The following is a 24,463-nucleotide window of genomic DNA, read 5'->3' on the forward strand; positions in this document are numbered from 1 at the left end:
AGGAGAAATCATATGCCAGCCATTGTAGGTCCAGTACAAATATTTAATGTCGGGTCAGGAAACCTCTTATTCGGGGATGCGGCCGTCATTTCACCGAAATCCGCCAGCAAGTCCGTCACCGGCTCCGGCTCATCTAACACAGGTGCATTCGTTTTTACCGCCAATGGTCTGAACGGAAGCAACGTCCTTGATGTTAATGGGGTAGATCAGCCTATCGCCGGAAATAATTAATGCATGGAAGCCTCCTATTTCTAGGAGGCTTCAATTTGTTGAATTGATGATTTTATTAATAAAGTTTAATAGTGATGTTTCTGTTATATTAAAAAAATATAGATGATGAATGAATTATGAAATGATACACGTTCAAAGGCATTTATCCCTCAGTGATATCATCTGTATAAGGGTTCCGTTATTTTACACGGACAAATCCAAAACCGGATGCATAATCATCACCAGTCGCTGCACCGTATCCACCCTTGATGTCATAAGCTTTTGCTTTTGTTTGTAATTGAGCTCGCACCTGCGCATTAGTCAGGTTCTTATTAGAGGACCAGATTTTAGCCGCCAACCCTGAAACATGTGGTGTTGCCATCGAAGTTCCGCTAATAGTGTTATAGCCGTCGTTTAGCCAAGTTGATTCAATGGCTGAACCCGGAGCTGATACTTCGACATCTTTTTCCTGAATCACATAATCTCCGTCCGTATTCGGATTCCCTCTGGAAGAATAATTAGCCACTCTATATGTCCCGTTAGCCTGAACATTTTCAAGAGCCGCTACAGCCACTGCATTGGGAAGAGCTCCTGGATAACCGATTGTATTCGCTGAATATCCGCTGTTTCCGGCAGCCGCAATGACCAGGACACCTTTGCCATAAGCATAGTCCACTGCACTTGAAATCAAGGAATCTTTCCTGCTTGAACCCAAGGACATCGAGATGATGGTCTTAGACCCTGTGCTCACACTTTGATCGGCTGCATGACGGATAGCTGCCGCGATGTCATCGGAATATCCCGAACCATCATCACCCAGTACTTTATATGCCCAAAGTTCGGCTTCAGGAGCCACTCCATATACCCCAAGTCCGTCAGAGCCACCGTTTGCCAAGACAGTTCCGGATACATGTGTTCCATGTCCGTCCCTGTCTGTACAAGAGTTATTGGTGTATGTGGATGAGGTAGTGAAATCTTTGCATTGCTCCACATTTGCTGACAAATCCGTATGGGAAACCGTTGTTCCAGTATCCAACACTGCGATTTTAATACCGTCTCCCCCCGATGTTTTAGTGATGGACGAATCATTGTAGATAGCCTTGATGCCCCATGGCGTTCTCGCGGACGGAACCGCAGCAGTCGTGGCCTGGCTAGTCGGTTGAACCGTTTGCGCAGTTGTATACTTGTTTACCTTTTCAACTTCTAGATTGCCATTCTTAGTCAACGCTTCATATTCTTCGCTGCTTACGTTTGCCGTAAAGCCTTCCTTTCCAAAACTCCGCTCATGCCCAAACTTCTTCTTGGCTTGCGTTATCTCATTCTCAGACCCTTTTAGGTAAACGCGAATATCTTCCTTTTGTACCTTCTCGCTTTGTTTGGCATCCGCTCCATTGGCAAAAATGGAGAAGCTCATCCCGAAACACAGCATAGCCATTCCAATCCTTTTTCCAGTCTTCATCCCGTTTCCCCTCTCTCGCTTTCGCTTTGTATTTGCTATGTATGAAGCTCTCAAGCTGTAAAACTATTTTATTTTAATTTGCCATTAATTAACTATCAGTCGAAACACTCAATTACACTACAGGACAAATATAGGTAAAGCCACCTGCTTTCCGCACAAATAATCGGACTACTAGTCTAGACTCCTCACTTTGAAAGACATGTGATAAGACTAAATACGACAAAATATTCAGAAATCTTATCGTCAAGAATGAAAATAGAATAAATACCTATGTAGATCTTAGCCGAATTATTTTGATAGAGAAAAGACAGGGCAAAAGATTCATATCATTCATCAACACTAAATAGCTTCTCGACCTTGTTTCAACAACAAATTCGGGTGGCGGCGATGCTTCTTCAAACGATTCATATGTAGGTAAAACTCTTGGACTCTCAATCTTTAAGCAAATTAAAAAGGGTTTCAGGACGAATTCATCCCGAAACCCTTTTGTCTCTATACATCATTCACTCAGCATCTTGAATACTTGCTCAACGTCTTTATCGCCGCGTCCTGATAAGTTCACAATCAACACGTCATCCTTTGATAGTTCTTTTGCCAAGATCAGGGCACACGCAACGGCATGCGAACTTTCAAGCGCCGGGATGATTCCCTCCGTTTTGGATAGTACTTGAAAGGCTTCGAGCGCTTCCTCCCCTTTTATGGTTAGATACTCGGCCCTGCCACTTTCCTTCAAGAAACTGTGTTCCGGACCTACGCTAGGGTAATCCAAGCCTGCCGCAATGGAAAAAGTCGGCTGTGGTTCCCCTTCCTCATCCAATAACGTCAAACTTTTAAATCCATGCAGCACTGCTGGAACTCCCTGAGATATACTCGGGGCTTCGGCGGGTTCTACACCAATCAAACGAACCTCTGCGTCATCGATATAGTGAGCAAAAGCACCAATGGCATTACTTCCACCACCCGTACACGCAATGATTGCCGTTGGCAGTTTCCCTTCCTTTTCAAGGATTTGTTTTTTCGATTCTTCACTGATGATGGACTGAAAATACTTGACGATTGAAGGATAAGGATGAGGCCCGACAGCAGAACCCAGGAGGTAAAACGTATTTTCATAGTTTTGAACCAAGTCACTCAGCGCCTCATCGACCGCATCCTTTAACCTGCCCTGGCCCTTTTCCACCGGTATGACCTTAGCCCCTAACAATTCCATTCGAAATACATTCAATGCCTGCCGTTCCGTATCCAGCTTGCCCATATAGATGACGCATTCCAAGCCGAACATCGCACAAGCCGTCGCAGTCGCTACACCATGCTGTCCGGCTCCGGTTTCTGCAATGATACGCTTTGCCCCCATCCGTTTAGCGAGCAGTATTTGCCCAATGGCATTATTGATTTTGTGAGCGCCCGTATGATTCAGGTCCTCCCGCTTCAAATAAATTTTTGCACCGCCTATTTTTTTTGTTAGATTTTGTGCAAAGGTCAACGGATTTTCCCTTCCCACATATTCTTTTAAATAGTATTGAAACTCCTCTTTAAATTCAGGATCATCCTTATATTTCATGAAAGCCGCTTCTAAATTATCCATTACTTCTTGAAGTTCTTTAGGTACAAAACTACCACCGAAATCTCCAAAGTATCCTCTGCTCGTCTGTTCTCTCGTCATACTCAACTCTTCTCCTTTACATGCACTATTTTATTTTACAATTCAAGTATACGTGAACGAACCGCTTTTTCTCAAATTCTTTTGTATATATACCTAAAAATGGTCGTTTTGGAAAGACGTAAAGGCTAACTTTACTGTTTTGCCAAAACACGAATTCTTCTCCGATGAAGAGGAAGAAATGAAAGATGCATTTACTGCAAGTGGAGAAACACGCTTCAACGAAGGGTTAGCCTATGTCCATTGTGGCAATTAAATTTCATCATTAACTTTCATTTATTCTTTCATGTATAATTAATTTACTGAATATATCCATATTGACAAAGGGGGAATTAACTTGAAAACACTTCAAAATAAGAATGATAGCTGGAATGCAGATTTATACGATAAAAAGCATTCATTTGTTTCTGAGTATGGTCAGGACTTAGTAGATTTATTAGCACCAAAGCAAGGTGAAAAAATTCTTGACTTAGGCTGCGGGACGGGTGATTTAGCAAATGAATTATCTAATTTCGGTATTGATATCGTTGGTATAGATAACTCAGAAAATATGATTACTCAAGCAAGACACAAATACCCAAAAATAAAGTTCATGGTTCAAAATGCAGTAGAATTAGACTTCCATAGCGAATTTGATGCTGTATTCTCTAATGCAACTCTTCATTGGGTAAAACCACCAATCCAAGCCCTACAATGTATTTACCACAGCTTAAAAGCAGGGGGAAGATTTGTAGCTGAGTTCGGAGGAAAAGGAAACGTTCAAATCATAACAGATGAAATCATTCAACAAATCGAAAGAGAAGGGATAACGTTTAAAAAAGAAAAATTCCCGTGGTTTTATCCTAGTATTGCTGAATACGCAACTTTAATGGAAGAGGTAGGATTTAGAGTAACCTTTGCTCAACACTACGATAGGCCGACACAATTGGACGGAGATAAAGGGCTGAAAAATTGGATTGCTATGTTTGGTAATCATTTATTTGATGATGTTCCTGAACATAGGATAAAAGATATCATTACAAACGTTGAGAATAATTTAAAAGATACTTTGTATAAAGACGGAAATTGGGTAGCTGATTATAAAAGATTACGTGTAATTGGTGTAAGAAATTTCTAAATACCTACCTACGAAAACAGCCATTCAAAAAAAGGGGTGTCCCTCAGCTGCAGACCCCCCCTTTCTCTTTTACATTTCCAATAAGTGCGAGCCATCAAAGAAAAATAAATAACGGCTTGTCACTTTTTTATTCAAAATCCCTTCAACCGCTCTTGTGTAAAGTTCCAATTGCATACGGTAACGGTCGGCAAGAATGTCTTTCGCACCTTCATATCCACTAGCAAAACGTCCAGTTATCGCATCCGTTTTATAATCCAGCAGAACAAGGCCTTGTTCATCTTCAAAAATACAATCAATGACACCTTGGATCAAGACTTCCTCTTCACCCTTTTCCCAATCACTATAAGCCTCTTTAGCTGGAAGTGACATCGTGAACGGTACTTCACGTCGAATTGTCGGCGCCTTACGCAGCCTCTTTCCAATATCACTTTCAAAGAAATCGATAATCGTTTCCGGATTCACGGCTTCTCTCTGTTCTTCAGTCAACAGCTCGCGCTGAATCAAGTCAACGAGTAATCGCTCAATGGAGGGAATGGTGATGTCCGATGTCAAATCGATATGCTGCATGACTAGATGCGTAATCGTTCCCCTTTCAGCGGGTGTCAGAGATTTTTCTTGCATGAAGACAGGGCGTTTCGTTATCGGGCTCTTGAATTTACGTAATAACTCAGTAGAACTCTGCTCGTCTCTCAGCTCATATTGACGCTTCAACTCTGAAACGGACTGCTTGGATCGATGCACAGTCGCCTCATGTTCCCCATACTCCCAGTTCAGTTGGTCCTTAACAGCATCGACAAACTCAGATTCCAAGTCCACCTTTTCGGATTTCCGAACATGTTCCAGCAATTGCTCCTGTAAAATAGCTTCTTCCTCATCCAGAACAGTCAATTCCTCCATTGGAATGACAGAGATTGACCAATTTGACGGATGGGATTCCATATCAAAACCAAACCCAGTAAAGCCCTGAAAATCACGATGACGCACAAGGGATGGACCAATCCAGTCGAGGTAACTTTTAGCTCCTGCCCGCGCATGGTCTTTCAGGAGCCATTCTCCATGCGTTGCTTGACTTATCCATTTTTGCTGTGTTTTTTCGGCATCACTTATGCTGGCAATCAGATGGAGCTTTTCCTTCGCCCTCGTCAACGCTACATAGAGAACACGCATTTCTTCGGCAATTAACTCTAACTGTTTCTTTTTCTTGAAAGCGAGCTGTGGGAGTGATGGGTACGTTATCCGTAACTCGGAATTGACATACTTCGCCGCAAATCCATAATCCTTATCCAATAAATATGGCTTCCGCAAATCCATCATATTGAATTGTCTCGAAAGGCCTGCAATGAATACAATCGGAAACTCCAATCCCTTTGAGGAATGGATCGTCATCAGGCGGACGACATCTTCCTGTTCACCTAAAGCCCGTGCCGCACCTAAATCATCTCCACGCTCCTGCATTCTTTCGATGAAACGCAAGAAACGGAAGAGCCCACGGAATGAACTCGCTTCATATTGTCTGGCCCGATCATACAAGGCCCTTAAATTGGCCTGGCGCTGTTTACCGCCCGGCATTCCACCAGCAAAATCGTAAAATTGGGTTTCGCGGTACAAAAGCCAAATTAAATCCGACAACGCTTCCTGTCTAGCCAGTTTCCGCCACTTCACCAGCTTTTTATAAAAGGTAGAAGCTTTACGATATAGGTCCGGATGCTCATCCGGGTCACCCTTCCTATAGAAATCGGCTAACGCCTCATAATACGTACCTGTGTGGTATAAACGAATTTGAGACATTTCCTCCTCATCCATTCCTACAATCGGAGAGCGGAGAACGGATGCCAATGGGATATCCTGCTGCGGATTATCTATTACTTTCAATAAAGAAATCATGATAGCAACTTCGGTAGCTTCAAAGTATCCAGAGGACAAGTTGGCATAGACAGGAATCCCTTGCTTCTTGAATTCCTCCATAATTTGCGGAGCCCATGGCAAAGAACGAAGAAGAATGACCATATCACGGTATGTTGCAGAACGGTATTGCTTGGTTTTCGTATCATAGATTTGCTGTTTCTCGTTTATGGCCTGCTTTATGAGCCTCGCCATCATCCTAGCTTCCAGTTGCGCTTTTTCCAATTCCTCGGCTTCAAAACCTACCTCTGAATCCTCGTTATCCTGTCCGGCTTCACTTGTATCTGCTGCTCCATCAATTAAATGAAGTTCAATGGGATATTCCTTATCTTCGGGATATGGCGCACCTTTTTTCAATTGCGCATCCTCATCATAATCAATCTCACCGACAGTCAGCCCCATTAGTTGCTGAAACAAGAAATTCGTCCCATCAAGCACTTCTCTCCGGCTCCGGAAATTACGGTTTAGATCAATTCGCAATCCCGAATCAGCGCCATCATGGGTAAAGCGCGCATACTTTCCAAGGAACAAATTCGGTTCAGCAAGCCTGAAACGGTAAATCGATTGTTTAACATCGCCCACCATGAACAGATTTCCACTATATTCACCATCTGCCGTCACCAATCTTAAAATGGATTCCTGAACTAGATTCGTATCTTGATACTCATCGACAAGCACCTCTTTGAATTGATTCCGATATTCAATGGCGGCCTCTGACGGCGTGCGTTCCCCATCTATGGTTTCACCCGTCAAAATATCAAGGCAATAATGCTCCAAATCGGCAAAATCGACCAAGTTCTTTTCGGACTTTGCAGCAAAGAACCTTTGTTCAAACTGTTTTACGAGCATGATGAGTGTATCGACATACCCCTTCAATTCCCGGATATCACGTAGATAGCTTTCAGGCTTACGTGAAAAAAGCTCTTCTTGCAGAGATTTAATAATTTTCTTCGCTTTATCACGTTGCTTCGTGGCTTCATCCACAATTTCCTTATTAAAATCTTCTCCCGTACAACGCTTTACCGTTCCAAACTTCACGTTTTGAATTTCTTCATAAAGAGCATTCCAGGAAGAATCTTTCACGCGGGCCAGTTTCGCGACCAAATCAAGATCGGCTAAATAGTTTTCTGCCCTTGGAGCAGGACCACCCGGAACCTTTGTCAATTCTAGAGATTGCTCCAACAAATCCTTTGCCGTATCCAACTGCAAACCAATATCGAATTGTAGGGACTCGATAAATGGAAGATCATCTATCCCTGCCCCTTCCGCCAGATCATACATCTGGGCTGCATGATTTAGCCATTGATCGGGATCTGGATTCGAACGGGAGAAATCATACAATGACCGGACAATATTTTGCAGTGCATCATCGTTTCGATCGCTTGTAAAGGCATCGACCAATTTAAAGAATGCTTCATTGTCACCTTGGCCATATTGCTCCTCGAAAAGTTCTTCCATCACTTCATCGCGCAGAAGCTGCGCTTCCGTGGAATCGGCAATCCTGAATCCAGGATCAATATCCGTCAAATAGTAATATTTCCTGATCACTTCTAAACAGAAAGAATGAAGCGTGGAAATGGACGCACGGTTAATCAGGCTTAACTGCTTACGCAAATGCTGTGAATGGGGATTTTCATTGATTTCCTTTTCTAATGCTTCACTAACTCGATGGCGCATTTCGGCGGCTGATGCATTCGTGAAGGTCACCACCAATAGCTCATCCACATCGATTGGATTATCTTCCAATATGACCTTTTGGATAATCCGGTTGACAAGCACCGCTGTTTTCCCGGAGCCTGCAGCGGCGGCCACCAAAATATCCTGGTCTTTCGCCCAAATTGCTTTCCATTGTTCTTCTGTCCATGTCACGCCTTCAGGAATGGCGGGAATCATCGTTTTACTCATCTTTCACCCTCCCCCCTTAATAAATCGAGAACATCATTTTGCTTTTTCTGTGGCAAATTCCTAAATTGATTCTCTTCGAGCGACTGATCGAATTGGCAGACGGATTTGAATGAACAGAAAGTACATGGCGTTTTTTCTTTCATTTTATATGGGGTTATGCCAACATCCCCGTCGACCATTCGGTCACCTGACTCTTGATAGACCTTTCGAACATGCTGGTTAAGCAAGGAGAAGTCTTCACGGCTGGCCACTTTAGAGGCTGCTAAAAGAGAACCGTCTTTTTTAAATCCGGCAGGTATGACATCCGATTTACTGGAAGTATCTATATCAAGGGACGTGTCCATCATCTTGATTACGTTGGTTTGATCTAATACTAGGCCGTTCATTTTAAAACTCTTATAAATTTCTTCATCGATTTTATCCAAGCTAAGCATGCCTTTTGATTTCACGACCGGATTATGAACATGGAAATAAAGGACGCCGGCTGGAATCGCCTCTTTACCGATAAGCGATTGGGATTGTGAAACGACGATATCGAGATAGGTCAGCATTTGCAGGGCAAGCCCATAGTAGACTTCACTCATGTTCAATTCCTTTTCACTCGATTTATAATCAAGGATACGCAAATAGACGCCACCCTCATCCTCATCGGCCTTATCAACACGGTCTATCCGACCAATCAATTCCATTTTCGTCCCATTTTTCAAAGTGAACGAAAGTGGGGGCAGTTCTCCATTTTTTCCGAAGCCCAGTTCCAAACCGATTGGGGCAAACCCACTAACCTTGGCATGTTCACTCAAGACAATCGAAGCCCGGCCAATCACATGCTCCAGCTTTCTGCGCAAGTAATGATGGCGGTTCGTACTTAGCAGGATTTGATTCTGGAGCTTTGGTGCAAGCTGTTCCACCGCTTTCCTAGCCAACTCCAAACATTGCTCCTTGGTCAAAGAAGACCACGGGATATCATGCTCATTTAAATAATCCGAAATCATTTTTAACGCCCCATGGAACATCTCACCGATATCCGGTGCGTCCAAACGGAAAACCTGTCGTTCCCTTAGTTTCAAGCCATGTGCGGCATAATGGGAAAACGGGCAGCTATTGAACATTTCCATTCTCGATACACTAGTCAGAATGGTTTCGCCATATAATTGCTTACTCGTTTCCTCTGATAGTTTCATGGTTTTATTTTGGTAAAAAAGACTCGATAGCACCTTTGTGGCTGTCGGTCCAACCGTCTCGTCCTCCATGATGGAATTATAGACATCCCACCAAAGCGGATGGATTGGGTAGTTCCGTTTTTTCAACTGTAATTGCGCAGCCAGATAAGACAGGGCCACTTCTGAGTTCGCTGCATATTTCACCTGTTCCCCGGCAGGCAGATCAGATGGATCGTTCATATAAAAAGCCTCGTTCACATGCGGCAATACATCCCTCACTCGTTTTAAATAAGAGGACGGGAGAAGGGATTTTCCCTCTTCATCAGCGAGTGGATAAGATAAATAAAGGGATTCCGAAGGTGTAGTGAAGGCTTTATAGGCCGTGAATTCCTCATCCAAAAGACGAACTTTTGAACTTGGAGCAACATCAAGCCCGCTCGCCAAAAGCATGTCGCGGTCACTATCGGAAAACACTCCATCAGAAACGGCTTTTCCTGGTAAGACCCCTTCATTCAGGCCAATGACGAAAGCCGTCTTCACGTCATCCAATCGGGACAGGTCCAGATTAGCGACAAGGACTTGATCGATTGCCTGTGGCACTAAGGAAAATTCCAATGATTCCAGACCTGCTTCTATAATGATTGCAAACTGTTTCATCGAGATTTCCTCTTCACTTAACAGTTCCACGAATTGATCAAGCAAATCAACAACCGCATTCCACGATTGTTCATGTTCCCTGGCTGACACCAGATCGCCATCCTCTTCTGCTTCAAGCTTCATCTTTTCCAATTTTTCCGGTACATGCAATTCTTCCAAATACAAATAAAGGGCCTCGCATAATTCTCTTCCATTCGCCGACTTCTTCACCCGTTTTGATAGCTTAATGATGGGCTCTGTAAATAGGTGTTTCAAATCATTGAGCTCTTGCTCCAGTTGCATTTCCTTACTCGTCTGGGGACGGTCCTCAAGCTCCAATCCACGGAATCGACGGTAGGTCCAACGATCTTTTGTGGTCCATCCAGCCCCTTTGATTCCCCTGGCAAGCACGTAGTTCTCAAGCTTGTCTACTTGTTCGCGCATTCTGTCATGACTTTGTTGCAGGGGAAATAGAAGTTCGGTCTTAATGGCACGAAAGACCGGTTCATAACGCCAGAACCCATTGATGATCTCAAGTGTCGACCGGATCAGCTCAATCAATGGGTGATTGAGCATCGTCCGCTTGGAATCCACGAAAAGCGGAATTTGATAATCACGGAAGACCGTCTGGAGGATATCTTCGTACGCATCCCCATTTCGCATTAGAATCGCAATATCGCGAAAACGGCACTGACCTTGTCTGACAAGCGTCAGGATGTTCCGAGCCACCCCTTCAATCTCCGCTCTTCGGTTAACGGCCTGAGCAATCGTTACACCAGATGGCTGATCGTACTTTTGTGCGGGACGAAGCGCAAAATATGTTTCAAGGTGTTTCAGCCCAGGATTTCGATTGAACTTCGCCGTGCTGTTCAGAATGTGGTCCTCTTCGATAAAGACCCCCGTTCTTTGTCCCGCTTGATAAAGTTGGTTATAGAGATTTCCCGTTTGCCTGAACAAATGCAGATCATCCGGCGCAAATTGCCTATAAGGCTGGTCGAGCGTCAATGCGATGGTCACACTCTTACATAGCTTCATCATTTCCTCCACGATCATTAATTCCTGTGGCGTCAGACTGTAAAAACCATCTATATAGATATCTGCATTTTTTATATACGAAGACTCTGCCATTTTTTCTATCAGTAAAGTGAAATAATCCTCTGAATCTAAATATTTTCCGATCATTTCATCCTCAAATGACTGATAAATGAGCTCAAGATCAGATAATTTATCTTGTACTCCACCACCACCCGGTGACTTTTCGTCCAAATACCTCCGAATATCACCCGGCTGGAAACAGTACTGCTTGAATTCGGCAAGCATCTGCTCCATCTGGGAGACGAATCCTTGCTTGTCCGCTGATCGGCGGAACATTTTCAATTCATCTTTTTTATCCTCCATGATTTTCCGTATCAACATATTAACGCCGACACTGTCCAAATGGATTCGGCTCATGCCACCTGTCTCCTGGAGAACTCGCCATGCAAGCCGGCTAAAACTGAATACTTGCGTCCGAATCATTCCTTCGAGTCCCGGCGTCTTAATTAATTTATATTCTGATAAAAATGTCATCTGATCAGGAACCAGATAGATGATCGGATTCCCTTCAGGATTCTCCATTAGCCCGTTGCGGATTTCATCCAATACCTTCGATGTTTTACCTGTGCCCGACCTTCCAATTAAAAACCGGAGTGACATCTGTTTCCCCCCTTTTTATTTCAATATCTCTAGACCTATCATACCAGAAATACTGTCTATTTTTTGACACGATTCTTCTTCCAATTATGTCTCTTTTCCCTATAGTTTACCGCTTTCTAACGACGAAAACCAACCATACGTTCGTATTCCTTTCAAAAAAAAGCCCTTCCTATAGAGGGCTCCCACAGTCATTCACCTATAAAATCCACATTAAAATCTTGTATTGGCCAATATCTTACATCGACTTTGCCTACTACCTTATCTATTGAAATATAACCTAGGTGCCTGCTATCTTCACTTTCGAGTCGATTATCACCCATAACGAAAAGCTTGCCATCAGGAACTATGGATTTGCCCGTCAATTCTTTCAATGTAAAATTACCCGTAAAATCCTGGCCCGGATATCCTACCTTTAAATGATCAAGGTAAGGTTCAGGCACTTTCTTACCGTTTATGTAAAGCCAATCATCCTTATAACGAATATCGTCTCCTTGAACACCTATTACCCGTTTTACATAATTCTCCCCGACATGCGCATGGAAAACTATAACATCAAATCGATTGATATCGCTGATTTGGTATTTCACTTTATTTACAATGAGTTTATCGCCTTCACCCAGTGTAGGTTGCATGGACTCCCCTTCTACGGTATAGCTTGAAATGAAAAAGGTACGGATCAAGATGTAAATGATAAAGGCTATCATGCCTGATTTTATCCAGTCGGATACTGAATGCTTTTTTGATTTTCTCAGATTCCCCAACCCCTACTAGTTGTATATTCTAAGTTATTTCCCTTCTTCTTTTTTCATGCTTTTATTTAGCCTTACTTCCAATCTTTTTCCGACAACCCAAAGGATGAAAATGATGATTCCGACAATCACGGTACGTAATGGTTTTTGAATCAATGATACAATATCGTATCCGACGAAACTGATCGTAAAGATCATCACTGCCTTTCCGCCGATTACCGCCAGCGCATATTGTAACGTGCTAACCTTCGAGAGCCCTGCAACGATATTAACGAGCGCAGATGGCGTGAAGGGGAAACAAAGCAAGAGAAACAATGGACTGAAACCATGGCTTTCCACCCAGTTCATCAATCTTTGCACCTGTTTATGTTTCTGAAGAAAACGGAAGAACCTCATCTGTCCGTATCGTCTAAAAACAAAAAAGACCAGAAACGCACCACCTACCGCCCCAATCCAAGAAAATAAAAATCCCCACCATAGGCCAAAAGCTGTAGCATTGGCCACCACAAACACAAATAAAGGTAAAAAAGGCAAAAACGCTTCTAACATCGGCAGTAAAATTCCTGGAATCGGGCCGAATGAACGATATTGCTGAATAAGCCCTGATATATGTTCAAGAGTAATCCACTCAAATATAGTATCCAAATTCATGACAATCTCCCTTGGCTTGCTTTCTATCAAGCAGCATCACATAATAAAACCGTTCTAATTTAGATATAACACTTTCCTCTTAAATTGCAAGAATAATTACCCATCTATCATCATACTTTCCCTAACTCAGGAAATCATAATCTTATTAACGAAAATTTCACGTGATTGACAAAAGCGCTTGCATATCAAATCCACTTAAGTTAGGATATTAAACAGAACGTACGTTCTATAAATTATCCGACATACATAAAATAAGAGAACGTTAATTAGAAAGGGGCGGTCATGATGACCCGTATTCCAGAGGCTGACCGAAATATGATTGAAAAAGCCATCTACCTTCCCATGGTGATTACAATCTTAAACCGGGATCTCAAGGTCATCGAATCAAGTCCGTTTAAATTAAAAAGGCCCTATTCAAAACTTATTGAGCGTGCTCTAAAGTCAGTCCAGGAGGATCTCGTCGAGGTTCGTCGCTATTTGCGCAAGGGGAATATCAAGGTAAGCAAATTAAACGGCGACGAATCATTCACGATGTATTGCTTTTTATATAAAGGGTATGAAGAGCATCATAACTATTTCAATCCCCGCCTTCGTAATAAAACGGAAGAGATTCTGTGTTATTACTTTTTTGAAAGGGTGTATAAACCTGAAAAAATTTAACACCCCTGCTTTTTTCGGTGAACAAATAAAAAGCCAACAAAAGCTGTTGACTTCCTCTTATAACTTATCGGTAAATTGATTGAGCTCATCAGACATCTTTTTGATTTCTTCTACAAAAGTTGAAATTTCCTGAATGGAAGCAGCCTGCTCTTGACCCACGGAAGCTATTCGATTAATCGAGGTCCCCATCAGTTTGGTCACTTCTTGGATTTGCACAAGTTTTTCACGAATCAATTCCGTGGATGCGACAGTTTCTTTAGAAAACTTCCTGATTTCCTTAGCCACCACTTCAAACCCTTTGCCTTTTTCACCAGCTCGTGCGGCCTCTATGGCGGCATTTAATCCCAATAAATTGGTTTGGGTCGCCACCCTTTTAATCATTGACAAGATCTCATCCGTATTTTTAACGTCCTCTTCGGCTTTTTCGGAAGATGTAAGAAGTTGGTTGGAAACATCCGCTAAGGTATAGGATCCCTTTGCAATATCCGTAATCCGCTCATTGGCCTGGCTCAGCGATACAGAAATTTGATCCGCAATCGTTCTTAGTTCACTTTGCCTGCGTAACTGGATAGCTATGCCACCGATGACTTGATTATTTTTATCATGTAGGGGCACGGCCGTTCCAGTAAACTCGAACCCATAAAAATCAGCTGGTACATCAGCCCTTAATGGTTTATCCTCACTCAATGCCACGGCGAGGGGTTCTTCTGGATTTAACGGCTGCCCTTTTTGGATATGCATATTTATACTTTCACCTGGAAAATAAGCAATGAATTTCTCTAAATCACATATGGCAATCGACAAATCAGAAGGCACAGCAGCTTTAATTATAGGTACCATATTTACTAAACTTTCTAGCGATTCGACTTTTCCGTACATTCTGTTATACATTGCTGTAACACTCCATCCTTATTCTAAGGCTAAATATTACCAAAGATTCCCCCTTTAGTAAATATTTTTTCACCCCCTATTCTTTATCATGAATCGAAGGAGGTCCTCCTCCCCTTTGAAAATAACCTAAATAAAGACATTGCCTCCACTAGAGAAACAACGCCTTTTCCTGAACACACTGATTATTTTAGCAATGGATATTTCGATGTCATTTCCGAAGCTTTAAGACCATCCGTTTCGGTAAATAAGTAAAAGGATTTCCTTTTCGTTTCCTCAATCCTTTGAATCAACTTGGATTTCAAAAAGGAGGTCCGGTGCAGCTGATTTTCAAATGAACTGCTTGATACATCTATGTCGAATGTTTTCCTGTTCCTGAATGTGACGGTGGTCTGCTTGGAATTGAGTCGGACAAAGGAGACTACATGTTCATGTGCTAACCAGGTGCATTGGGGGCGCAAGGGAGATGTAGTCGGAAAGAAGAAAATGGAACTGGTTGGATCGATTGCTATCGGTGCCTTATGGGTGATATTTATGAGTTGTTTTGTACCATCTTTCCTTCCTCCATAGCTGGAGCCAAAGTACTCACAGCTTTTCTTGATTATATCCAAAGGCTTGAATGGGGAAATGAACTCATCTTCCAATTCAATGATCCGGGAGTAAATTTTACTTCCATAATTAATGGGCATGACCATAAGTGTATACGGGGTGATTTCATATTCCTCGATTAATCCCTGAGTGCTTTCATTCAAATTACATCCACCTCTACCTCATTTATTTTTATGGAATATCAACTTTGCAAAAAAGGATGATGACTTCCACATGAAAGATTTATCCGAAAACTTGTTAAATTCTCCACTATAATAGCATAAATAATACAGGTAACATTTAAGTTCACAAAAAATTAAGAATTCTTTGAGTAGCCGTGTTACCTCGTCATTTTAACGACACATTTATATTTTTTTCTAATTATTTTAAATTTTCTGTTGATTTTACATCCTCAAATCCATATACTAATAAAAAGGGTCAGGGGTGGTTACTTTGAAAAATGATAAATCATATTCAGAGTCAGTGAAGTCTTTATCCATGAGTGAAGTTAAAAATGATGCTGCCGTTCAGGAAATGTTAATCGATATGATTATAATGGAATCCATTCTCACTACTAAAAAAAATATCCTGGCAAAAGAAATCGATCATGCTCTAGATACTAAAGACAAACCTCTATTCCTAAAACTGAGTAATGAAATGAATACTCTATTGAAACAATTTGGAAATTAAGCAGCCATGTGAAATATAAAGTCAAAAAAGCCTCCCTTATATGGGGGGCTTTTATCCGTTTATCATTCTTTATGAAACATTCCCATGACTTCAGTCGTTTCCGTGATATTAACGAAGGCATCCGGATCCACTTCTTTGATCATCGCCTTCACATCGGTTAACTGATAGCGTGTAATGACCGTCATCATCACTTTGCTCTGCTCACCCGAATAGGCACCTTGCCCGTCCATGACCGTAATGCCACGGTATAAATTAGTAAGTAGCCGATCCTTCATCTCATCACCTTTTTTTGTGACGATCATTAACGTCAATTTAATATGATTGGAATGGATCGTATCGATCACTTTGCCTGCCGCGTAAATCGAAATCAATGTGTATAATGCCGCATCCCATCCAAACTTGAATCCAGAAGCAATCACCACAACCGCATTCATCCCTGATAGCAATGTCCCAAGCGGGAAGTCCCTCTTCTTAGCCAGGAGCATGGCAATGATATCAAATCCTCCCGATGACCCTGAAGCACGAAAGATAATGCCGATGCCAACGCCCGAAATGACTCCCCCGAACAAAGAAGATAATATCGGCTCCGTCGAAACGCCATGAATCGGTATAACATACAAACTCACCGATATCACGACAACTGATAATATCGTATAAGTGATAAAACGTCTCCCCAACTTTAAATAGCCCACAATGAGTAGCGGAAGGTTCAATATAAAATTCAATACCCCTGTATTGATTGGGGTGATGATTCCTAACATGATCGCAATTCCACTGAGTCCGCTGCTCAAAATTAAATGGGGAATCAAGAATAAATTATAGGCTAAGGCAACAAGCACTGATCCTAACGTGATTAAAATTATATTATACATAGCTGGTCTCCTTAAAAACGCACTGGGAATTTTCATTTATTATAGTAGAGAACGGTAAATTTATAAAATGATAGTTTTTTCTGAAAATAAACTCAGAATTTTCCTTTTTCCTGAAGTTAGACAAGAAAAAAAGCCAGCCTGTTAAGCTAGCTTTCAATCACCCGTTGTTTCCTCATTTTCTATCGTAGATATTCTTTCAAGCATCGTGGGATGTGAATAACGAAGCCATTTTACCAGGAGCGGAGGGTTCACCTGGCTAAGCCCTGACCTCGTAAGTTCCTGGAATGAAGTGATGGCAGCCTCATGGTCTTCTGTCATTTCAATCGCATACCGGTCCGCTCTCGTTTCCTGGTAACGGGATACATAGTTCGATAGCGGGCTGGAAACAAACAGCAGTACAGAGATAATCAAGAGAAAAAGAGGCAATGAAGCGATTCGATCAACGGATCGTACCTTAAGTAAATGGCCCCATCGCCTTATGACGTAGTTCATGATTTTTGCTGTCAGCCATAGCCCCACCAATGTCATGCCGATATATCCTGCTATCCCGATATAAATATGCTTCTCCACATAATGAGCCATTTCATGTGCCATAATGAACAAGATTTCATCTTCGTCCAGCCTGTTTAATGTGGTATCCCAAAGAACGATCCTGGAGTTCGAACCTATTCCCGTTACATAGGCGTTGAGAGCATTTGTTTTTTCTGCCATATTCACTTCGTATACATGTTCTGCGGGAATATCTGCTCGCTTTGCAAGTGCTAAGATTTCAGTTTCCAACTCTTTATTTTTCAGTGGATAAAAATCATTATACAGAGGGTCGATTAATACCGGTTGGACAAACATGAGAAATAAGGTAAAGGGAATGGATAGTAACCAGGCATAAAGCCACCATTTCTTTGCACTTTTTTTCATCAGCCAATATAGCACGGAAACGATGATGAACATCGTACCGAAATTTACCCAAAAATCGATGATATCGTCTTTCATCCATGAAGAAAAACTCTGAGTGCTTATATGATACCGTCTACTCATCTGATAGCCCATGAAGCTGATTGGAAACAACGCTACATAGGAAATCAATGAGAGCCAAAATAGATATATGGTCGTTTGAATTCCTTTTCGTTTAGAAATCGTGGTAGCCGATTTTTCAAAACCCCTTGAAAGTCCAAATAAAAGTATGAAAAAATACATTAGCCATTCATACGGAGTCGCAACAAAAAAGATGAAGTTTCGCAGCCCGGAATACTCCTCACTAAGTTGAAGCTCCCTGGCGCTTAGAAATTCTGCAGGATCGGCCGCCGTACCGCGCAATGCCTGAGGGATTGCCGTATCTGCACCATAGAATATATACCAAAACATAACGGCTACAAAAAGGATATATATAAGAATTGCTCTTCCAGCCCATTTCCTTACCATGAAGCCCCTCCTTTAAAACAATCGTGCCTTTTTTATAGTTTAATCCAAAATGGACAGGTTAGAACCGTATTTCCAATCCCTTTGATAAATAATTGTCCATAAATGTTCATGATTACACCCAATTTCATTCCTTCTATAGGAATTTCATCCTGTATAGTGAAGATAGAATATCAGACTCGAGGTGGAAGATACGATGAAAAAGATTTATATTATTTTCACTACATTATTGGTCATTGGAATTGGATCGGGCATCTACTATTTTACAGAGTACCGCCAGGCAAAAATGGCGTTTCCCGAAGAAATTACAATGAATACCCATGACGGGGGTACATACAGCTTCTCCAATTTAAAGCCCAAAGTTCGCCTATTAGAATTCATATACCTTGATTGTCCAGATTTATGCCCAAACACCACCGATCAAATGCAAAAAATTCGGGATGAACTTGTGAATCAGGATATTTTTGGGAAGGAAGTGGAGTTTTTGACCGTTACGTTTAATCCGGAAATGGATACCATAGATAAAATGCAATCATATGCCCAAGCGTTTGAAATGAACAAAACGGAAGGGTGGGAGTTCTTACGGGGTACACCCGAGGATACGAAAAAACTCACGGATCAATTCGATTTTCTATTTCGGGATTCGGGGACCGGGGAATTCGTTCATAGTACGGCCACTTATTTACTAGATGCTGATAATCGTGTTGTTGAAGTTTTCGGCATGGGGGAATATGATTTTGATAAAGATGAGGTATATCAAGCCATTATGAAGGAAGTCGAATAAGATCATCCCACTCAAAAGAAAGATGAAAATGCCGATGACTCCGAACACTTGAATTCATCATAAACTTACTTTCTGTAATAGAAAAAGCTATCATCCGTCGATACTTAGGATGATAGCTTTTTCCTTTCCTCTTCATCAATTAGTGTGTCTAATTGAATGATGCTTTCTTTTGCACGCAGGAAATCAATTTTTCGGTAATGGTGTTTTCCGCCTTCTTCTTCATCTTTCTCATCGGCCCATTTGACGACCTGCTGAAGTGGCGTTCGAGTTATATCATTTGAAGGTAAAAATGAATCGGTGTGAAATAGGATCGCGAGGGAAATGGTCTTGGCTTTAATCGGGTTTTCTCCAAGCCGGATTAACAACTTATGGGCTCTCTCAGCCCCTTTGATTGGATGGATGTCGTTCTGTTTATACAGGTCATAGTCCCATTTTCCATTGCTGTACCATGTGAAGTGGCCCATATCATGCAGAAGTCCGGCCTTTGCGGCGATATCAGGATCCACATTGTATTCTTTTGCCATATGAAATGCATGATAGGATACGGCTATCGCATGGGCCATTCCTGAACGGTTCAGGTATTTTTGAGCAATGGGGTGGGTGAAAATATCTAAAAGTTTTACATCTCTCATTCTTCCTCTTCTCCTTTCATCTAGGGAAATTTTTAATAACCATAATATCTCTTTTGAAAAAAATAAGCAAGATAAAGGCTCATTTCATATAATTTATGCTTTTACTAGTCAAATCGGCTGTACAAAAAAGAAGACAATAGCACATAAGGCCATTGTCTCCTATCTAATTAGGTATCATTCATACTTGGGTTACATGGGCTTTTAAGCTACGACGCAAAATCTTGCCTGTCGTATTTTTCGGGAGCTCGTCTATAAACTCGATTTTGGCCGGAACTTTATACTTGGCTAAATGCTCTAAACAATAAGCAAGTAATTCTTCCTCGGTCAACGCGTCATTTTTCTTCACTACAAAGCATTGGACGACTTCGCCCTGATTCGGATCTGGAACACCTATCGCTGCCGCTTCCACGACTTCGGGATGGGCATACAGAACCTCTTCTACTTCACGCGGGTAAACATTATATCCACCGACAATAATGAGTTCCTTTTTACGGTCCACAATGAAAAAGTACCCTTCTTCATCCATACGGGCTAAGTCTCCGGTATAAAGCCAGCCATCTTTTAAAACGGCAGCCGATTCCTCTGGCATTTTATAATACCCCTTCATTACGTTCGGCCCTCTGACAATTAACTCGCCAACTTCATTGACCCCTACTTCTTCTCCTAATTCATTCACGACTTTATTTTCGACATTGACTATATTGGTTCCAATCGAGCCTGCTTTCCTTGGGCGATCCAAGGGGTTGAAGCAGGTTACGGGAGAAGCTTCGGATAAACCATACCCTTCTGAGATATTCACATTGAATTTTTTCTCGAAGGATTCAAGAAGGGATACAGGCAAAGCCGAGCCTCCCGAAATGCAAAAACGTAATGATTCAAGTTCTTCAGCCGTACCATCAGGATATTGAAGCAGGAAATTATACATGGTAGGAACACCAGCAAAGACCGTCGCCTCATATTTTTTGATTAGCCTGAAAATTTCCTTCGGACTGAATTGTGGAACGATCAACAGTGTGCCCCCGCTTAGTAATGGGGCATTCACGACGACAGTCAGGCTGAATACATGAAACATGGGCAACGTTGTCACTACACGGTCATCTTCCGTAATGTTTAAGTACTCACCCGTATCGTGTGCATTCGAGTAGATATTCTTATGGGAAAGCATGGCTCCTTTTGGTTTTCCAGTAGTACCCGATGTGTATAGAATAATGGCTGTGTCTTCCGGATCTAAATCGGGTCCTTTGAACTGGACATCCCCTGATGCTATCATCTGTGTAAACGATTTCATTTTAGGGTAAATGCTAAGTTTACTCATCTCCCCATTATCTGGTTGCGTTTCACAAATGACGTAATTCTCAACACTTGAAAGAATCGGATTCAACTTCTCCAATAATGGTGAAAGCTTGTCTAAAGCCACCACTACCTTGACATCACCGTTATTCAATATATACCCGATTTCATCTGGCGAATAGATTGGATTAACAGGTATGACAGTGGCCCCTGTTCGTAGTGCGCCATACATCGAAATAATGAAATGTGGAGAATTGCCGAGAAGCAAGGCAATATTATCACCTTTTGAGACACCAAGCTTATGTAGTTCGTCTGCAAACTTTGATACGGCCGCATCCAGTTCTCTATATGAAGTGGATTGATCCATAAAGTAATAAGCTGGCTTATCAGCCTTTATTAAAGCTGTTTGATGAAGCTGTTCAGATAAATTCATCGTTCTCCCTCCCCCTGTGTACATAGCATGAATGAGCAGTCATTCATTTTTAACGCAAACTAAATACATTTTTATTATAGTAAAAGAAAGAACCAACATCAACAATTTTATCCATTTTTAAGCAATTATTGTCATAAATAGACACAAAAGCCGTCCCCATTTACGAGGACAGCTTTTGTAATCATTAAAAGATGAGTGCTAAAATTTCTTCTTTTGTTACATTGCCAAAATAATGGTGGACATCAATTTCATCTAAAATACGATTAATCGATTCCTTTTCATACCGGACGCCGATCAGTTTTTGCTCGATATCCGTAACTTCCCCCACTCCGAAAAAGTCACCATAAATTTTGCAGTTCCTAATGATTCCCTTGCTCACTTCTAGACGGATATCCACCGATCCAACGGGGAATCTATGAGAATTCTGCACATTGAATTTAGGGGACTTCCCGTAGTTCCATTCCCAGTTTTGATATCTTTCTTTTGAGATCTCGTGTATTCTTTTCCAGTCGTCCTCTGTTAGAACGTACTCCGGAATGACTTCACTATCTTCAAAAATATTCTTCAAAAGGAAAGAACGGAATTCTTCCACTGACATCGGTTCTTTAAGAAAGTCGGCAATATTTCCAACCCGGCTCCTAATCGATTTAATGCCCTTTGACTCAATTTTATCTTTCTTCACCTTCAAGGCCGAAACGATGTGGTCCATTTCCGAATTAAACAGCAAGGTACCGTGACTGAACATCCTGCCTTTCGTTGAAAACATCGCATTACCGGAAATTTTCTTTCCTTCGGCGAGGATATCATTACGTCCGCTTAGTTCAGCATGTATTCCCAATTTTTCGAGCGTCTGAACGACCGGCTCAGTGAATTTTTTGAAATTATGAAAGCTGTCCCCATCATCTTTCGTGATGAAGCTGAAATTAAGATTCCCCAAATCATGATAAACAGCCCCTCCCCCTGAAAGTCGGCGGACAACGGTAATCCCGTTTTCTTCAACATAATCCGAATTGATTTCCTCTATCGTATTTTGGTTCCTCCCGATAATGATGGACGGACGGTTTATGTAGAATAAAAGAAAAGTTTCATCAATATTCAAGTGTTTGAGCGCATATTCTTCAATAGCTAAATTAATCTGTGGATCTGTAATACCTTTATTATCAATAAAAAGCAACGTAGCTCCCCCTTGTCGGCGTTCTTCATCCATTTGTTCGTTCAAATATTTTTATAATTGAAATTCAAGATTGCTTTTGGCTATAGCAATTTCCCGTTTAAAAACCTCGGAAGCCTCTTTTTTGAGTTGGTTGAGGTCTCCATAATGTGGGAGGTGGGTCAACAACAAAAGTTGGGCGTCGGCCTTATCGGCGAGCATTCCCGCTTCCCTTGCCGTCATATGACCAGCCTTCGTGCCGTCCATGTTGCTGTAAAAATTACTTTCACACAATAAAACATTGGCGTCCTTCGCAAATTCAGCCAATTCATCCATATAGGCACTATCCCCCGTATAAACAAGGGCATGACCTTCAGCTTCGATTCTCATGGCAAAGCATGGCACAGGATGTTTCGTCTTCATAAAAGTAAAAGTGCACGGTCCAATCGTTAAAGGTTCATCAGTGGAATAGGCCACTCCATTTGTAATATCCTTATATGTTAACTTTGCGAATTCCGTAGTATCCAAATCATGGCCATATATAGGAATGGTCCTTTTTTCACTGCCCAAGATTTGCTGTATTAGTGCCGCATGCTGTAAGACACCAATATCCGCTACATGGTCTGGGTGATAATGTGATAGCACGACCGCATCAAGTTCTTCAGGTTTCATGTGATTTTGTAGCTGCGATAAAACACCGCTTCCACAATCGAGCAGAATGCGAAAATCTTCATATTCAAGCAAATAGCCGGAACTTGCCTCATTTTTAGCTGGGTAGCCGCCCCAGCAGCCAATTACGGTGATTTTCATCTTTGGCACTCCTTTATTCTCTCATGACTTCCCCATAAATATAAACTATTCTCCCCCTCATTTCATCTTTTTCATATATGTTATAAAACATTCGTTGACATTATCACTCTGTTATAATACAATAAATCTATAGAAATCAGATTAATAAAAAAATTCAGGAGATGATGTTCATGATTCAAAGTAGCGTAGAGTTCTTTAGAAACTTACCTCCAAAGCAGTGTGTGGATTGTGGAAAGAAAATTGAAGAACAGCACGAATGTTACGGAAACCAATGTGATCATTGCCTTACTGGAGAATGAGAGTTTAAGTGTTTTACCATCCAGTAGGATGATCCATATAGGGTTACACCAACTGACCTATCCCCAGATAAAAAGACGATTCCTTTTTTGGAATCGTCTTTTTATCTGTTCTTTTACAACAGATGAACACAGGTATGAAGGTCAAAAGACAAAAAAAAGAATTATCAAGTAACTGATAACCCTTTGAATAAATATACTTTGAATAACTCGGCAATTTCTTCTTTCCCTAATGGTTCATGATACCGTTCCCAATCAAAAATGAGGGCAAGATACATTTTTAACATGAGGAAAGCGGTTATCTCCGGGTCACAGTCCTGAATGTAACCCTTTTCAATCGCCGCTATTAGTTTTTCTTTAATATACGACACTATGGCTTCTTCCATTTCATTCACCATATCCTGAACAGCCGGCGTCCCAATTTCCCTTTCTTCCTGAAGAAGTTTCAAGGATAATTGATGTTCCTGCCTGAATTCCAGAATACGATACACAGCTCTATGCAGATTCTCGAAGAAGGGTAATTCTTGATCGAAGGATTGTTCAGCTTCATACTTCATTTCCTCTATCATCCGTTGGACAATTTCTTTGAACAGCTCTTCTTTATTCTTATAAAAGGTATAGATCGTACCTTTACCTACATTGGCAATTTTAGCTACTTGATCCATCGTCGTTGCCTTGTATCCAAAGAGAGAAAAGGATTTAGTAGCAGCTTCTAAAATCAATTTTTTACGATCAACAGACATTCCTCACCCCAAATCTGACCAAAATAAAGAAACAGTCAATAAGTTCTATTATATCTTACCAAAACAT

Annotated in this window: 21 protein-coding genes; 6 read left to right on the top strand and 15 right to left on the bottom strand. The window is 41.5% G+C overall.

The features are described 5' to 3' along the window. The first annotated feature begins 12 nt into the window (after nucleotides 1-12). Nucleotides 13-231 carry a spore germination protein gene (locus ACQKL0_RS12305; protein WP_402867743.1) on the top strand — a complete coding sequence of 73 codons (219 nt, stop codon included), beginning with the start codon at nucleotides 13-15 and terminating at the stop codon, nucleotides 229-231. Between the two features lie 178 nt (nucleotides 232-409). Here ACQKL0_RS12305 and ACQKL0_RS12310 read toward each other — a convergent pair whose 3' ends face one another. Next, nucleotides 410-1,669, bottom strand: coding sequence for a S8 family peptidase (locus tag ACQKL0_RS12310; protein WP_427592184.1), 1,260 nt, complete (start codon nucleotides 1,667-1,669; stop codon nucleotides 410-412). A 499-nt stretch (nucleotides 1,670-2,168) separates the two neighbouring features. Beyond that, complete coding sequence (gene trpB, locus ACQKL0_RS12315) at nucleotides 2,169-3,332, bottom strand: tryptophan synthase subunit beta (RefSeq protein ID WP_427687880.1); 1,164 nt, start codon at nucleotides 3,330-3,332, stop codon at nucleotides 2,169-2,171. 334 nt (nucleotides 3,333-3,666) lie between these two features. Here trpB and ACQKL0_RS12320 point away from each other — a divergent pair, with 334 nt between their 5' ends. Then, nucleotides 3,667-4,446, top strand: a complete 780-nt coding sequence (locus ACQKL0_RS12320; RefSeq protein ID WP_427687882.1) for a class I SAM-dependent methyltransferase — start codon at nucleotides 3,667-3,669, stop codon at nucleotides 4,444-4,446. Nucleotides 4,447-4,515: 69 nt separating this feature from the next. Here the strand turns inward: ACQKL0_RS12320 and addA are convergent, their stop codons facing one another. The 4 genes from addA to ACQKL0_RS12340 all read right to left on the bottom strand — a co-directional run bounded on the left by addA (nucleotide 4,516) and on the right by ACQKL0_RS12340 (nucleotide 13,144). Next, entirely contained in the window at nucleotides 4,516-8,253 is a 3,738-nt protein-coding gene (addA, locus tag ACQKL0_RS12325; RefSeq protein WP_427687883.1) for a helicase-exonuclease AddAB subunit AddA, read from the bottom strand. Next, nucleotides 8,250-11,744, bottom strand: a complete 3,495-nt coding sequence (gene addB, locus ACQKL0_RS12330; RefSeq protein WP_427687885.1) for a helicase-exonuclease AddAB subunit AddB — start codon at nucleotides 11,742-11,744, stop codon at nucleotides 8,250-8,252. The genes addA and addB overlap by 4 nt, the downstream gene beginning before the upstream one ends. A 188-nt stretch (nucleotides 11,745-11,932) precedes the next feature. Beyond that, nucleotides 11,933-12,496, bottom strand: coding sequence for a signal peptidase I (gene lepB, locus ACQKL0_RS12335; RefSeq protein WP_427688107.1), 564 nt, complete (start codon nucleotides 12,494-12,496; stop codon nucleotides 11,933-11,935). Between the two features lie 33 nt (nucleotides 12,497-12,529). After that, complete coding sequence (locus ACQKL0_RS12340; RefSeq protein ID WP_402867737.1) at nucleotides 12,530-13,144, bottom strand: TVP38/TMEM64 family protein; 615 nt, start codon at nucleotides 13,142-13,144, stop codon at nucleotides 12,530-12,532. A gap of 285 nt (nucleotides 13,145-13,429) precedes the next feature. On the opposite strand from ACQKL0_RS12340, the gene ACQKL0_RS12345 reads away from it, so the two are divergent. Continuing rightward, nucleotides 13,430-13,804, top strand: coding sequence for a hypothetical protein (locus ACQKL0_RS12345; protein WP_402867736.1), 375 nt, complete (start codon nucleotides 13,430-13,432; stop codon nucleotides 13,802-13,804). A 57-nt stretch (nucleotides 13,805-13,861) separates the two neighbouring features. Here ACQKL0_RS12345 and ACQKL0_RS12350 read toward each other — a convergent pair whose 3' ends face one another. Both ACQKL0_RS12350 and ACQKL0_RS12355 read right to left on the bottom strand, forming a co-directional pair. Beyond that, nucleotides 13,862-14,695 carry a methyl-accepting chemotaxis protein gene (locus tag ACQKL0_RS12350; protein ID WP_403123564.1) on the bottom strand — a complete coding sequence of 278 codons (834 nt, stop codon included), beginning with the start codon at nucleotides 14,693-14,695 and terminating at the stop codon, nucleotides 13,862-13,864. Between the two features lie 182 nt (nucleotides 14,696-14,877). Further along, nucleotides 14,878-15,444 (bottom strand): competence protein ComK, encoded by a 567-nt coding sequence (locus ACQKL0_RS12355; protein WP_402867734.1) that lies wholly within the window; start codon nucleotides 15,442-15,444, stop codon nucleotides 14,878-14,880. Between the two features lie 289 nt (nucleotides 15,445-15,733). On the opposite strand from ACQKL0_RS12355, the gene ACQKL0_RS12360 reads away from it, so the two are divergent. Beyond that, nucleotides 15,734-15,970, top strand: coding sequence for an IDEAL domain-containing protein (locus ACQKL0_RS12360; protein WP_402990109.1), 237 nt, complete (start codon nucleotides 15,734-15,736; stop codon nucleotides 15,968-15,970). 62 nt (nucleotides 15,971-16,032) lie between these two features. Here the strand turns inward: ACQKL0_RS12360 and ACQKL0_RS12365 are convergent, their stop codons facing one another. Beyond that, nucleotides 16,033-16,842, bottom strand: a complete 810-nt coding sequence (locus tag ACQKL0_RS12365) for a YitT family protein (protein WP_402867732.1) — start codon at nucleotides 16,840-16,842, stop codon at nucleotides 16,033-16,035. Nucleotides 16,843-16,995: 153 nt separating this feature from the next. After that, on the bottom strand, nucleotides 16,996-18,261 hold the full coding sequence (locus ACQKL0_RS12370; RefSeq protein ID WP_402990111.1) for a M48 family metallopeptidase: 1,266 nt from the start codon (nucleotides 18,259-18,261) through the stop codon (nucleotides 16,996-16,998). A 193-nt stretch (nucleotides 18,262-18,454) separates the two neighbouring features. On the opposite strand from ACQKL0_RS12370, the gene ACQKL0_RS12375 reads away from it, so the two are divergent. Continuing rightward, entirely contained in the window at nucleotides 18,455-19,042 is a 588-nt protein-coding gene (locus ACQKL0_RS12375; RefSeq protein WP_427687888.1) for an SCO family protein, read from the top strand. A 104-nt stretch (nucleotides 19,043-19,146) separates the two neighbouring features. Here the strand turns inward: ACQKL0_RS12375 and ACQKL0_RS12380 are convergent, their stop codons facing one another. The 4 genes from ACQKL0_RS12380 to ACQKL0_RS12395 form a co-directional block, all read right to left on the bottom strand. Next, nucleotides 19,147-19,674 (bottom strand): HD domain-containing protein, encoded by a 528-nt coding sequence (locus ACQKL0_RS12380; RefSeq protein ID WP_427592191.1) that lies wholly within the window; start codon nucleotides 19,672-19,674, stop codon nucleotides 19,147-19,149. Between the two features lie 178 nt (nucleotides 19,675-19,852). After that, on the bottom strand, nucleotides 19,853-21,397 hold the full coding sequence (locus tag ACQKL0_RS12385; RefSeq protein WP_403123557.1) for a fatty acid--CoA ligase family protein: 1,545 nt from the start codon (nucleotides 21,395-21,397) through the stop codon (nucleotides 19,853-19,855). 184 nt (nucleotides 21,398-21,581) lie between these two features. Next, a complete protein-coding gene (locus ACQKL0_RS12390; RefSeq protein WP_402868530.1) occupies nucleotides 21,582-22,571 on the bottom strand; it encodes a lipoate--protein ligase in 990 nt (329 codons plus the stop codon). A 51-nt stretch (nucleotides 22,572-22,622) separates the two neighbouring features. Beyond that, nucleotides 22,623-23,357 carry an MBL fold metallo-hydrolase gene (locus ACQKL0_RS12395; protein ID WP_427687890.1) on the bottom strand — a complete coding sequence of 245 codons (735 nt, stop codon included), beginning with the start codon at nucleotides 23,355-23,357 and terminating at the stop codon, nucleotides 22,623-22,625. A 170-nt stretch (nucleotides 23,358-23,527) separates the two neighbouring features. Here ACQKL0_RS12395 and yhfH point away from each other — a divergent pair, with 170 nt between their 5' ends. Next, on the top strand, nucleotides 23,528-23,656 hold the full coding sequence (gene yhfH, locus ACQKL0_RS12400; RefSeq protein ID WP_402867726.1) for a protein YhfH: 129 nt from the start codon (nucleotides 23,528-23,530) through the stop codon (nucleotides 23,654-23,656). Nucleotides 23,657-23,820: 164 nt separating this feature from the next. Here the strand turns inward: yhfH and ACQKL0_RS12405 are convergent, their stop codons facing one another. After that, entirely contained in the window at nucleotides 23,821-24,396 is a 576-nt protein-coding gene (locus tag ACQKL0_RS12405) for a TetR/AcrR family transcriptional regulator (protein WP_402867725.1), read from the bottom strand. Nucleotides 24,397-24,463 lie beyond the last annotated feature (67 nt).

Origin of the sequence: Peribacillus sp. NPDC097264 (assembly GCF_050277925.1) — a bacterium.
Lineage (GTDB): Bacteria > Bacillota > Bacilli > Bacillales > DSM-1321 > Peribacillus.

Bases quoted from the DNA above. Each gene is read 5' to 3' on its own strand.
- ACQKL0_RS12350 (WP_403123564.1), bottom strand. From the start codon at position 14,695: ATGTATAACAGAATGTACGGAAAAGTCGAATCGCTAGAAAGTTTAGTA.
- trpB (WP_427687880.1), bottom strand. From the start codon at position 3,332: ATGACGAGAGAACAGACGAGCAGAGGATACTTTGGAGATTTCGGTGGT.
- ACQKL0_RS12340 (WP_402867737.1), bottom strand. From the start codon at position 13,144: ATGAATTTGGATACTATATTTGAGTGGATTACTCTTGAACATATATCA.
- yhfH (WP_402867726.1), top strand. From the start codon at position 23,528: ATGATTCAAAGTAGCGTAGAGTTCTTTAGAAACTTACCTCCAAAGCAG.
- ACQKL0_RS12370 (WP_402990111.1), bottom strand. From the start codon at position 18,261: ATGGTAAGGAAATGGGCTGGAAGAGCAATTCTTATATATATCCTTTTT.
- ACQKL0_RS12305 (WP_402867743.1), top strand. From the start codon at position 13: ATGCCAGCCATTGTAGGTCCAGTACAAATATTTAATGTCGGGTCAGGA.
- addB (WP_427687885.1), bottom strand. From the start codon at position 11,744: ATGTCACTCCGGTTTTTAATTGGAAGGTCGGGCACAGGTAAAACATCG.
- addA (WP_427687883.1), bottom strand. From the start codon at position 8,253: ATGAGTAAAACGATGATTCCCGCCATTCCTGAAGGCGTGACATGGACA.
- ACQKL0_RS12365 (WP_402867732.1), bottom strand. From the start codon at position 16,842: ATGTATAATATAATTTTAATCACGTTAGGATCAGTGCTTGTTGCCTTA.
- ACQKL0_RS12310 (WP_427592184.1), bottom strand. From the start codon at position 1,669: ATGAAGACTGGAAAAAGGATTGGAATGGCTATGCTGTGTTTCGGGATG.
- ACQKL0_RS12405 (WP_402867725.1), bottom strand. From the start codon at position 24,396: ATGTCTGTTGATCGTAAAAAATTGATTTTAGAAGCTGCTACTAAATCC.
- ACQKL0_RS12385 (WP_403123557.1), bottom strand. From the start codon at position 21,397: ATGAATTTATCTGAACAGCTTCATCAAACAGCTTTAATAAAGGCTGAT.
- ACQKL0_RS12380 (WP_427592191.1), bottom strand. From the start codon at position 19,674: ATGAGAGATGTAAAACTTTTAGATATTTTCACCCACCCCATTGCTCAA.
- ACQKL0_RS12375 (WP_427687888.1), top strand. From the start codon at position 18,455: ATGAAAAAGATTTATATTATTTTCACTACATTATTGGTCATTGGAATT.
- ACQKL0_RS12345 (WP_402867736.1), top strand. From the start codon at position 13,430: ATGACCCGTATTCCAGAGGCTGACCGAAATATGATTGAAAAAGCCATC.
- ACQKL0_RS12395 (WP_427687890.1), bottom strand. From the start codon at position 23,357: ATGAAAATCACCGTAATTGGCTGCTGGGGCGGCTACCCAGCTAAAAAT.